Genomic DNA, 12,082 nt, shown 5'->3' on the forward strand with positions numbered 1-12,082 from the left:
AGAAATTTTTATCATCAAATTATCAAACTATTTTGTTTTCAAAAGATTATTCGACAAGATTCGGGCGGTACCTGTACTTGTCGAACTTTATTCGTGGTGCCTAGCTGGCATTTTAATACCGGAAAGGAACGAAGCACATGAACAAAAACACGTTTATTATAGGATTTATGTTATTTGCATTATTTTTTGGTGCGGGTAATCTTATTTACCCTCCCACATTGGGGATGGAAGCCGGCACATCCTACTGGGCTGCGATTGGCGGTTTTGTCATAACTGGAGTGGGGCTGCCGATTCTCGCAGTGACGGCTATTTCATACGTAAATAATGATGCCCGGGAATTGGCTGATAAAGTCCACCCTATGTTTGGACTTATTTTTACTTCCGTCGTTTATTTAGCGATTGGCCCGTTTTTCGGTGTGCCGCGTGCTGCGACGGTAGCATATGAAATGAGTCTGGAACCTTTCATGAATGGCACTTCTTCATTGATGCTGTTTATATTTACAAGCCTATTTTTCATCCTTGTATTTGTTGTCAGCCTCAACCCGTCCAAAATGGTTGATCGAATCGGCCAGTATTTGACCCCAATTTTACTGCTATCCATCGTCGGATTAATTGTTGGCGGTTTCTTCTTGCTGGACAACCCATTAACAGCACCATCTGAAAAATATGCTGCATCCCCTTTTTTCACCGGTTTTGTTGAAGGGTATTTAACAATGGATGCAATCGCAGCACTGGCATTTGGCATTATTGTGGTAAACGCGTTCAAAGACCGCGGCATCCATTCGAAACAGGGACTTGTGAAAGCGACATTAAAGGCAGGTGCTCTTACTGGTATCGGTCTGATTGCAGTATACTCCTCCATTGGCTGGATTGGCGCAAAAATGGCCGGCACTGGGAACTTCGCGAACGGCGGCGAAATTTTATCCGGAGCAGCTGACACCATGTTTGGCACGTTCGGCGCGCTCTTGCTCGGAGTGATTGTCTCGCTGGCATGTTTCACAACATGTGTCGGCCTGATCGTGGCATGCGGGCAGTTTTTCGCAAAAATCACACCTTTATCGTACAAGTGGATTATTACACTGGTAACGGTAGTCAGCTATTTGATCGCCAATCAGGGGCTGAACACAATAATAAAAGTATCTGTTCCGGTGCTTACATTCATCTATCCGATCGCCATTGTTCTGATTCTGCTTACGTTTATGCAGCGGCTGTTCGGCGGTGCACAATCCGTATTTCGCGGTGCAATTTTGCTCACAGCTGTCGTTTCGCTTTACGACGGACTTACCGCGTTTGGACTGAAAATGCCCGCTGTCACAGATGCCTTGGAATACTTGCCATTTTTCTCAATTGGACTCGGCTGGATTGTTCCGGCTTTAGTCGGCGGCATTATTGGCTACCTATTCAAAGGCAAGCCGGCACCCGCTTATACCAGTTAAGAGTTGACGTGATGTCAGCTCTTTTTTGGGGGATGGGAAGCGTTTTTTTTGGAGATTTGATTTTCTGAAGGATTGATTTTTTCTCTGAAGGTTCATATTTGCCTGCGAAGGTTCGTATTTTCTTCTGAAGGTTCGATTTTTCCTTTGAAGGATCGATTTTTCTATGATGGGCCACATATAAAATCACTTTGTTTTCCTGCCTGAATCAGGTAAAATAATAAGTGAACATCTACCTTTCGCACCACATTCTTTCCCACCCCTGCTATACTTCAATTCACACCTGATCAAATTTTTCAATCACCACTTCCCAAATAAAACAGCCATTCCCCACAGTAGGATGGATTGGTAAGGAGAATCGATATCATGATTGCGCAAGAAGAGCAAATATTGCAAACCTATTTTGGATATGAAACGTTCCGGCCGGGGCAAAAACAAACAATCGACAATGTCATTCAAGGAGCAAATACGCTTTCTGTTATGCCTACAGGCGGCGGGAAATCGCTCTGCTACCAGATTCCGGGATTAACACTGGACGGCACGGCGATTATTATTTCACCGTTAATATCATTGATGAAAGATCAGGTCGATGCATTGCAATCACTGGGTGTTCATGCCACTTACATAAACAGCTCGCTGTCCGGGAGGGAACAACAGATCCGTCTTGATGATATGACAGCCGGACGGTATAAATTTGTTTACGTTGCACCGGAGCGTTTCGAATCTCCTATATTTATAAATGCCCTCAAACAGGTTTCCCTTTCGTTAATCGCGTTTGATGAGGCACATTGCATTTCACAGTGGGGGCATGATTTCAGGCCAAGTTACCGATCAATTGTGCCGAACCTGCAAAAATTGCCGAATCTTCCCGTCATCATGGCGCTGACTGCTACAGCAACAGGAGAGGTCATTTCAGATATTTGTGCGTTGTTACAAATCGGGAATGACCGCGTTGTGAACACAGGCTTTGAGCGAGAAAACCTGGCATTCCATATTGTGAAGGGAAAAGATAAGTCCACATATGTACGATCTTTTTTAGCTGAACATACAGGTGAATCCGGAATCATTTATACCGCGACACGAAAACAGACGGATTCTTTATATGATCTGTTATCCAAGCGTGGTATTTCTGTTGCTAAATACCATGCCGGACTGAGTGAAGAAGAACGAAAACAGGCACAGGCGGCATTTATACATGATGAAACAACTGTTATGATCGCGACCAATGCGTTCGGAATGGGGATCGATAAATCCAATGTGCGCTTCGTCATCCATTATGCGATGCCGATGACGATTGAATCGTATTATCAGGAAGCAGGCAGGGCCGGCCGTGACGGCGAGCACAGTGACTGCATTTTGCTTTTTTCACCGCAGGACATCCAGCTGCAGAAATTTTTAATCGAGCAATCGCTCATGGATGATGTGGCAAAACAGGGCGAGTACCGGAAACTGCAGGCGATGATCAATTATTGTCATACACACAGCTGCCTGACCTCATTTATTTTAGATTATTTTAATGATAATCCAACCGGCGGCAACACGTGCGGACGCTGCAGCAATTGTCTGCATCGGCAGGAACGTGTCGATTTGACGGAAGAAGCCCAAATGATTTTATCGTGTGTCAAACGGATGGGGGAACGATTTGGCGTTGGGATGACAGCCAAGGTTTTGAAAGGATCCAGAGACAGGAAAATTGCTGATTTCGGCTTGGACAAAATTTCCACATATGGACTGTTATCCGCTTATACAGAAAAAGAGCTGACCGAATGGATTCATTTTTTGACAGCTGAGCAGCTGCTGGCTACGGAAGAGGGAAAATTCCCCACGTTAAAATTGAACCGGAACTCGGTTGAAGTGCTGAAGGGAGAGCGGACGGTGTGGATGTATACTGCACCAATCCCTACCCACGGCGAGGCGGATTACAAAGAAGATCTGTTTGCTGCATTACGAAAGCGGCGTAAAGAAATGGCCGACGAGCGAAATGTTCCGCCATATGTCCTGTTCTCAGATGCAACCCTGAAAGAATTGAGCCGCTATTTCCCGGAAACGGAGGAAGACATGCTGACAATAAAAGGTGTTGGCGAGCGTAAATTCAATCAATACGGTGAGGCGTTCCTGGAGGTTATTCAAAAATGGCGGGCTGAACATCCAGATATAAAGCCAGCCGTTCGAATTTCCGGTTCTGCTGTAGCGCAACCCAGGAAAAAGAAACAAACAGATGACAATCGCCCGAGTCATGTCATCAGCTATTCCATGTTCCAATCGGGAAAATCGATAAAAGATATCGCAACAATCCGCGAATATTCGCCTCAAACGATTGAGGGACACATCTTTAAAGCATACAAGGATGGCTATCCGATCGCATGGAATATATTTTTCAACGAAGCAGAAGAAGCGGCTATTCTGGAAGCGAGGAAAACAATTGATGAGCCAAAACTCAAACCATTAAAGGAAGCATTATCAGATGAATATACCTATACCACAATCAAAGCGGTACTGGTGAAAAATGGGGTAATGTAGCGTGCAATTGATTCAGTTAACTAATCTGGCATTTTTCATGCTGTAAATCGACCCTGCCTGGTTTAAACTACCGCCTTCAAGGTTATATCAGCCTGTTTATCGGTCACTTTAGCAGATTATCAGCCTGTTTAACACTTTTATCGGTCACTTTAGCAGGTTTATCAGCCTGTTTAACACTTTTATCAGTCACTTTAGCTAGTTTATCAGCCTGTTTAACACTTTTATCAGTCACTTTAGCTAGTTTATCAGCCTGTCTAACACTTTTATCAGTCACTTTAGCCAGTTTTATCAGCCTGTTTAACACTTTTATCTACATAAAAAAGGGAATCTGTGCCTAGCAGGATTCCCTTTTTTTATTTCTATTCCCCTTTAATATCCAGTGCCCATGTACCGTTGCGGAATACCGGCTCGGTGCTGCCGTCTTCCACGACACCGTCAATATCAAGCTTCTCAGATCCGATCATGAAATCAACATGTGTCAGGCTGTCGTTCACACCATGTTGATCAAGCTCGTCGTCACTCATGGAAGCGCCGCCCTCCAGATTGGTAGGGTATGCTTTTCCAAGTGCAATATGGCAAGATGCATTTTCATCGAATAAGGTGTTATAGAAAATCAGACCGGACTGTGAGACCGGTGATTCATGTGGTACAAGTGCCACTTCACCAAGTCTTCGGGCACCCTCGTCGGTATCCAAAAGGTGCTTCAATGTGTCTTCACCCTGCTCCGCTTTATAATCGACCACCTTACCATCTTTGAATGTCAGACTGAAATTATCAATCAGGCTGCCACCATAGTTAAGCGGTTTTGTACTTGATACTGTGCCATTCACACCGTATTTATGCGGCATGGAAAATACTTCTTCGGTCGGCATGTTCGGATTAAACGTGGTTCCTTTTTCTGTTTTAGCAGAGCCGCCTTTCCAGATATGGCCTTGCGGAAGCTCCAGCTCAAGATCAGTTCCAGGCGCTTTATAAATCAGTTTTTGATAGTTTTTCTTATTCAAAATTTCCCGCGCTGTTTTCAATGTTTCATTATGTGCATCCCATGCTGCAACAGGGTCTTCCTGATCAACACGGACAATTTTAACAATTGCATCCCACAAACTCTCCATTGCGTCATCTTTTGACTTATCAGGGAAAATTTTTTGTGCCCAGTCACCGGTTGGGATGGAAATGATCGACCAGGCAATCCGGTCATTCATCGTGTATTGACGAAAATTTGTCATGGCCTGTGCAGCGGCTTTGTTTGCCTTGGCAACTCGTGTGGAATCAATGTCTTTTAACAAATCCGGATTTGTCGAACGGATTGATAATACCGCAGCACCATCCTCCGCATACATGTCATGCAATTTTACTTTCCATTCCGGAAAATCACCAATAACTTCATCAGGTGCATTTTCGAATTTTAATAAGGTCAGTTCATCATCAGCCCAATTAATATGTACATCTTTAGCGCCCATTTCATACGCTTTACGGGCTACAATTTTCGTGAAATCTGCGCCTTCAATCGGGGCATTAATCATGAGTGCCTGATTTTTTTGCAAATTAACCCCTGTTTTCAATGCCAAGTCAGCATACTTTTCCTTTACATGTTGGTCTACCATAATTCTACCTCCAAATTATAATTACATTCGTTACCACTAATGATATTATTTCATATGATTAAGAAAATACCAAATAATAAGCGACATATGATACAAACCATTCTTCAACAGATCTTTTACCTTTGTTCATCGTTTTCCGACAGTTAATATCTAACGTATTTCAGCTTATTTTCGATTAATGTGGGCTGATTGTGCAAACATCCTCAAAACAATTTACGCATTCCCCAAACTGTGTTATGATATAAACAGGTTACTTTTTGTAAGTAAATTATATTGTCAGAGGGGTGAGTAAGATGATGGAAAATTTATGTCCGCGTTTTGAGAATGCAATGGAAATTATCAGTAAACGCTGGGTGGGCCTTATTTTGTTCGAACTGCTGAATGGTGCAAAGCGTTTTTCCGAAATGGAAGCTGATCTGCCCATCAGTGGAAGACTTCTCTCTGATCGATTGAAAATGCTTGAAAAAGAAAACATTGTTGAACGTAACATATACTCCGAATTTCCTGTCCGGATTGAGTATTCATTAACCGACAAAGGCATGTCATTAAAACCGGTTATTGAAGAAATTCAAAATTGGGCTGATGATTGGGTATCTGCCAAAGACATTAAGGAAAAAAGCAAGGCATAGAAGGGACCCGACAATACATTGGTTCCCTTCTTTTTAGTTTTTGATCCATCCAGCCTGCCATTTTCCAAGCATGAATGGAACATAACATGCGCTGCCACCCGGCTGGTCATATCCTATTACCGGATTCCCCCTTTTTCAAACAATACATTACCACTTTTGCCGAAAGCTTTATTCGTGCAAAACGCTGCCCTCGTGATTTATTTTGCTTTCCCTACAATCTTTCAGCCAATTAGCCAGCTTTTCAATATCCGTTGAAAATACGCGGTCTTTCGTGATACTTGGGACAATGCTGCGGGCATTTTTGTAAAATTCACGGGTTGCCGCAGCCATTTTGTCAACACTGCGGAACTCAACCGCCTGCATCGCACAAATCAGCTCAATTGCGACAACATTCCTTGTGTTTTGCAGCATCATAAGTGCATGCCGTGCCGCAATCGTGCCCATGCTGACATGGTCCTCCTGATTCGCTGATGACGGAATCGAATCGACACTGGCCGGATGTGCCAACGTTTTATTTTCCGAAACAAGTGACGCGGCGCTGTACTGCATAATCATCGCGCCGGACTCAAGCCCCGGATTCGGACTGAGGAACGGCGGCAGATCATTCAGCTGCGGATTAACCAGCCGCTCGATCCGCCGCTCAGCAATATTTGCTGTCTCAGCAATTCCCAGCTTTAAAAAATCCATCGCAAACGCAATCGGCTGTCCATGAAAATTACCGCCCGAAATCACGTTATTTTTTTCGGAAAAAATGAGCGGATTATCAGTCACTGCGTTGATTTCCGTTTCCAGTTTATCTTTTGCGTAGTTAAATGTCTGCCAGGAAGCGCCGAGCACTTGTGGGATGCAGCGCAATGAATATGCATCCTGGACGCGCTGTTCCCCCTGTCTCGTTGTAAGCAGGCTGTCCTGCAGCATATGCCGGAACCGTGCTGCGACATCCATCTGTTCCTGATGCCCGCGCACCCGATGCAGATCATCATCAAATGCATCTATAATTCCATGAAGCCCTTCAAGGGTCATCGCAGCCACCTGTTCGCTTTGACGCAGCAATTTTTCCATTTCCAGATATGTGATGACACCTACTGCGGTCATCGCCTGCGTTCCGTTGATAAGCGCAAGCCCTTCTTTTGCTTTCAGCGTAAGCGAGGTTAACCCGGCGTCCTGCAGGGCTGCTTCCGTGATCGTTCGCTTGCCATTGTAGAAAACTTCTCCTTCACCCAGCAAAGACAGTGCCAAATGGGATAATGGCGCCAGGTCGCCGCTTGCACCAAGTGATCCCTGCTGCGGTATAACCGGATGAACTTTCTCATTTAAAAAATGCAAAAACTGTTCAACCAGTTCAATCCGCACCCCTGAATAACCTTGAATAAGCGCATTCGCTCGGAGCAACAGCATGGCCCTGCTGATTTTTTCCGAAAATGGCTCCCCCACCCCGCATGCATGTGAGTGAATCAAATTCAGCTGCAACTCCTCCAAATCATCATCCTCAATGACAACATCGCTGAACTTTCCAAAACCAGTATTAATTCCGTACATCGTCTGTTTTTCGGCCAGCATCGTTTCGACTGTCTTTCTGCTCGTTATGATTTTTTCCCTTGATGAACCGGCCAAAGAAACCGGCTCATCCTCACAAACGACGCGACGAACCTCCTCCATCGTTAACGTTTCGCCTGTTAAAATAACCATGCTCCACCTCCGCAGTATCGCTTTACTATAATAAAGCAGACAAAGTAAAAGGAGGCTATGGTCGCTGAACCATGCCTCCTGAATATCCATTAATGGTGGCAATATGCTTGTTTTTCCGATGTTTGCACATAATCGCACCTCAAAAATATTAATTTTCTCACTGTATATTGTAAGCGTTTTCCAATTAAATTGCAAGGAAAATTAGATCGTTGACGAATGCAATAATCGTTTTCTAGCACTTGAATTGTGAACTTCTAACGCTTATTCGCTAATTTCTAACACCTGCTAATCAACTTCTAACAACTTGCGACTTTCTCAGCACCCGTTTCACAACAGGATAAAACTGCCCGCTTCATTCAGAAGCAGGCAGTCCTGAGCTTATTCTTTTTCAGACGTCTGATCACGGCCCCAGTATTCCACACCGGTAGGATCATCAAGTGAGTCCCGGTAAAAGACAGGATCCTTGCCTTCTTTTCGTTGTTTCATGTAATCCTGCAGTACGCGGTTGGCGACTTTGTACAGCCTGGTAATGGCGTACAGGTTAATGAGCGCCATGATACCCATGGATAAATCAGCAAGTGCCCAGACAAGGTCGAACGTTGCAATGGCACCGAAAACGACCATCGCTAGAACCGCAATCCGGTAAATGAACAAGCCGATTTTACTATCCTTGATGTAGCCGATATTATTTTCACCATAATAATAGTTACCTAAAATCGAACTGTAAGCGAAGAAGAAGATGGCGACAGCGATAAAGATGGCTGCGGCGTCCCCCAAGTGCTGTTCAAATGCGTTTTGAGTCAATTGGATACCATCTGCTTCACTGCCTTCAAATCCGCCTGCAGCAATTATAATAAACGCAGTCGCACTGCAGATTAAGATCGTATCAAAAAAGACACCAAGTGACTGAATCAGCCCTTGTTTGGCTGGGTGGGACACTTCCGCAGTTGCTGCGGCGTTCGGTGCACTACCCATACCAGCTTCATTGGAAAACAGCCCGCGTTTGGTTCCCATCAGGATGGCAGCACCAAATCCGCCGCCTGCCACTTCACGGAACCCGAACGCATTGCTGAAGACGTATGCGATCATATCCGGAATAGCGGTTATATTCATAATCAGAACAAAAAATGCAAGAATAATATACAAAATGGCCATCACCGGTACAATAATCTGTGAGACATTTGCAATACTCTTCAGTCCGCCAAAAATAACAATGGCTGTCAGAACTACAAGCACAATGGCCATCATATTTTTGCTGACATCGAATTGTCCGTTAAAAGCAAGGCTGATTGTATTGGATTGAACCGAGTTAAAAACAAGGCCGTATGTAAATGTAATCGTAACAGCAAATACAATCCCGAGCCAGCGCTTATTCAATCCCTTTTCAATGTAATATGCAGGCCCGCCGCGATACTGGTTTTTTTCCGGTATTTTATAAACCTGTGCCAGCGTACTTTCCACAAATGCTGTTGCGGATCCGAGCAAGGCAATAATCCACATCCAGAACACTGCACCGGGACCACCAAGAGCAACAGCAGATGCAACACCAGCCAGGTTTCCTGTACCAACCCTCGACGCGGCACTGATGGCAAATGCCTGGAATGATGATGTACCTTTCTTGCCGGAAGCGCTCATCGTCCGCTTATCAAATAATACGCGGAACATTTCAGGGAACAGGCGGAACTGGACAAATCTCGTTTTAATTGTAAACCATAATCCGAGCCCGATTAGCACAGCAATTAAAATATATGTCCACATGACTTCGTTTGCCGCACCCACAATTTTCTCCAAAAACTCCATGATGTTTATTCTCCTTTCCTGATGTAACAACTATTATAAATACGCTCATAAAAATATACCCTGAATTTTTCACATAAAACAAAAGAAGCCAACAGTTGGCCTCTTTTATCATTATACCTAATATGTTTCTGTTTCGGCAATGGGAAAATTATACCCCTCTGTTCCATGGAAAATCAGTGCCGAATGTTGCAGCCAGCTCTTTGGATTCTTTTCGTCTTTCCTGGCGAAGTTCTGCACGCCTGGACGCTGATGCATGTAATTTTTTCTCGTCATCTGTCTCCGGATAAACCATCGGGACATCTGATGGACGTCCATCATCGTCGACTGCGACAAACGTTGTAAATGCGGTCGTACATACTTTCCGTTTTCCTGATCGGATATTCTCGGTTACTGCTTTTACAAAAACTTCCATCGATGTATTGTGGGTCCACGTTACAAACGCCTCGACACACACTGCATCTCCCTCTTTCACCGGTGCCAGAAAGTCCACAGAATCCGTGGAAGCAGTGACAACGGGCTTTCTGGCGTGACGACCGGCAGCAATTGCCGCCACATCATCAATGTGCGCCATTAATTTCCCACCAAATAATGTGCCGTGCGCGTTCGTGTCCGGCGGCAGCACATGTGACGTTTTCACTGCTAAAGATTGACTGCAAGGTTTACGTTCCATTTAAAATTCCTCCTAAGTTGTAATTACAGAATTGGTGACAGCAACCGGGAAATGGACTCCTTAAAACGAATCCCAATTGACCGTCTTTCATAAAGTTTTTTTGTCATGACTGTGGACAGATCCAAATCATCGTTATAAGCATCAACAAGGCGTGATGCAAGCCCTTTGTCATACAGAAAAGCATTAACTTCAAAATTGAGGCGGAAACTCCGCACATCAATATTCGCTGTTCCAACTGATGCAATTTTTCCATCGACAATAATTGTCTTGGCATGCAGGAAACCATTTTGATAAATATACGCTTCTGCCCCTGCATTAAGCAAATCACCTAGATAGGACAGCGTTGCCCAGTAGACAAACGGATGATCCGGCTTATTCGGGATCATTATTTTGACATGAACCCCTGACAGGGCAGCAATCCGCAATGCATCTTTCAGGCTCTCATCCGGTATAAAGTATGGTGTCTGGATGTAAATATATTCTTTCGCCGACATAATCATTTTAATATACCCGTTTTTGATCTGCTCCCAATCAGAATCCGGCCCGCTGGAAACAATTTGGATGCCGACATCGCCGCTGACCTTCCCGCTGTAAAACCTGTCTGCATATCCGATATGATTTCGTGATGCCTGATTCCAGTCGAGTACAAAACGGGTCTGCATGTTATTGACGGCGTCCCCGCTGATACGCAGGTGTGTATCCCGCCAATAGCCGAATTTCCGATTTTTCCCCAGGTACTCATCTCCTATGTTAAATCCACCGATATAGCCAATTTCACCATCTATTATCGCCAACTTCCGGTGATTTCGATAATTAATTTTAAAATTGACTTTCGGTATCTTCGGCGGAAAAAACGATTCAACATGTGCGCCAGCTTTTCTTAACCGATGGATAAATTTCCTGCTGATTCCGCGCGAGCCCATATCATCGTAAAGAACCCGGACCTCCACTCCCTCATTCGCTTTTTTGATGAGGATGCTGGCGATTTTCTGACCAAGCTCATCATGCCTGAGTATGTAATAAAGGAGATGGATATGATCCTTTGCCCGTTCCAAATCTCTTATCAGTGCATCAAATTTTTCTTTTCCGTCCGTATATATTTCCACTGCATTATCCTGGGTAAAAATCGCATCATCATTTCGCAAATGAAGATAATACAGATCCTCAAACTCAATCAGTGCCTTATTTTTATAGGAGAATCGGTTCTCTTCAATCGCCCGCAGCTGCTGCTGGACGGATTTTTTTACGCCTAATTTACTTTTGGTATCCCAGGTGAAAATCCGCTGCGAACTGATTCGCTTGCCAAAAATTAAATATAAAAAGAATCCGGCAATCGGAATAAATAAGAGCACCATCAGCCATGCCCAGGTTGCACTCGGATCTTTCCGTTCCAAAAAGATGATGGTCAGTGCCAACACAATGTTTGAAACAAGCGCTATCCCCAATAAAATTGAAGTAAGACTCATGGATTGACCTCCTCTTCCCGAGCAAACAGAGTAACCATAATATAGCATACATTTTATTTTTTCGTTAGTGTTGTGGAGTTATGGAATTCTCTTACTTTTCTATTCCCAGAAAGTATCGTTTTCATTCCAACATTGTTTACTTTGACAAAATAAAAGGAGTAACCTGCCCGGAATCGGAAGGGTTACTCTTTTTCGTTAATTCTACTCCCTCCCTTTTGTCCCTATAACTAAAATATGGAAATACTCCAATATTTAGTCAAAATTTGAAATT

The 12,082-nt window shown here is 44.0% G+C and carries 9 protein-coding genes; 3 read left to right on the forward strand and 6 right to left on the reverse strand.

Annotated features, from left to right (window positions below; all coding sequences use genetic code 11):
* Positions 1–137: 137 nt before the first annotated feature.
* Together brnQ and recQ are read left to right on the forward strand one after the other, a co-directional pair.
* Positions 138–1,436, forward strand: coding sequence for a branched-chain amino acid transport system II carrier protein (gene brnQ, locus ABD010_RS12025; protein ID WP_343813327.1), 1,299 nt, complete (start codon positions 138–140; stop codon positions 1,434–1,436).
* 363 nt (positions 1,437–1,799) lie between these two features.
* The gene (gene recQ, locus ABD010_RS12030; protein WP_343813329.1) at positions 1,800–3,953 is read left to right on the forward strand and encodes a DNA helicase RecQ; all 2,154 of its coding nucleotides are present in this window, start codon (positions 1,800–1,802) and stop codon (positions 3,951–3,953) included.
* 103 nt (positions 3,954–4,056) lie between these two features.
* On the opposite strand, the gene ABD010_RS12035 is transcribed toward recQ, so the two are convergent.
* Complete coding sequence (locus tag ABD010_RS12035; RefSeq protein ID WP_343813331.1) at positions 4,057–4,257, reverse strand: hypothetical protein; 201 nt, start codon at positions 4,255–4,257, stop codon at positions 4,057–4,059.
* 55 nt (positions 4,258–4,312) lie between these two features.
* Positions 4,313–5,557, reverse strand: a complete 1,245-nt coding sequence (locus tag ABD010_RS12040) for an aminopeptidase (RefSeq protein WP_343813333.1) — start codon at positions 5,555–5,557, stop codon at positions 4,313–4,315.
* Between the two features lie 296 nt (positions 5,558–5,853).
* Between ABD010_RS12040 and ABD010_RS12045 the strand changes: the two genes are divergently transcribed.
* On the forward strand, positions 5,854–6,186 hold the full coding sequence (locus ABD010_RS12045; RefSeq protein ID WP_343813406.1) for a winged helix-turn-helix transcriptional regulator: 333 nt from the start codon (positions 5,854–5,856) through the stop codon (positions 6,184–6,186).
* Between the two features lie 168 nt (positions 6,187–6,354).
* Here the strand turns inward: ABD010_RS12045 and hutH are convergent, their stop codons facing one another.
* From hutH to cls, 4 genes are all read right to left on the reverse strand, one after another.
* The gene (gene hutH, locus ABD010_RS12050; protein WP_343813335.1) at positions 6,355–7,875 is read right to left on the reverse strand and encodes a histidine ammonia-lyase; all 1,521 of its coding nucleotides are present in this window, start codon (positions 7,873–7,875) and stop codon (positions 6,355–6,357) included.
* 378 nt (positions 7,876–8,253) lie between these two features.
* Positions 8,254–9,675 carry an alanine/glycine:cation symporter family protein gene (locus ABD010_RS12055; RefSeq protein ID WP_343813337.1) on the reverse strand — a complete coding sequence of 474 codons (1,422 nt, stop codon included), beginning with the start codon at positions 9,673–9,675 and terminating at the stop codon, positions 8,254–8,256.
* Positions 9,676–9,823: 148 nt separating this feature from the next.
* Positions 9,824–10,345: an acyl-CoA thioesterase gene (locus ABD010_RS12060; protein WP_343813339.1), complete on the reverse strand. Its 522-nt coding sequence runs from the start codon at positions 10,343–10,345 to the stop codon at positions 9,824–9,826.
* A 23-nt stretch (positions 10,346–10,368) separates the two neighbouring features.
* Positions 10,369–11,811 carry a cardiolipin synthase gene (gene cls / locus ABD010_RS12065; RefSeq protein ID WP_343813341.1) on the reverse strand — a complete coding sequence of 481 codons (1,443 nt, stop codon included), beginning with the start codon at positions 11,809–11,811 and terminating at the stop codon, positions 10,369–10,371.
* Between the last annotated feature and the right edge of the window lie 271 nt (positions 11,812–12,082).

The organism is Virgibacillus siamensis, from assembly GCF_039522605.1.
Lineage (GTDB): Bacteria > Bacillota > Bacilli > Bacillales > Amphibacillaceae > Lentibacillus > Lentibacillus siamensis.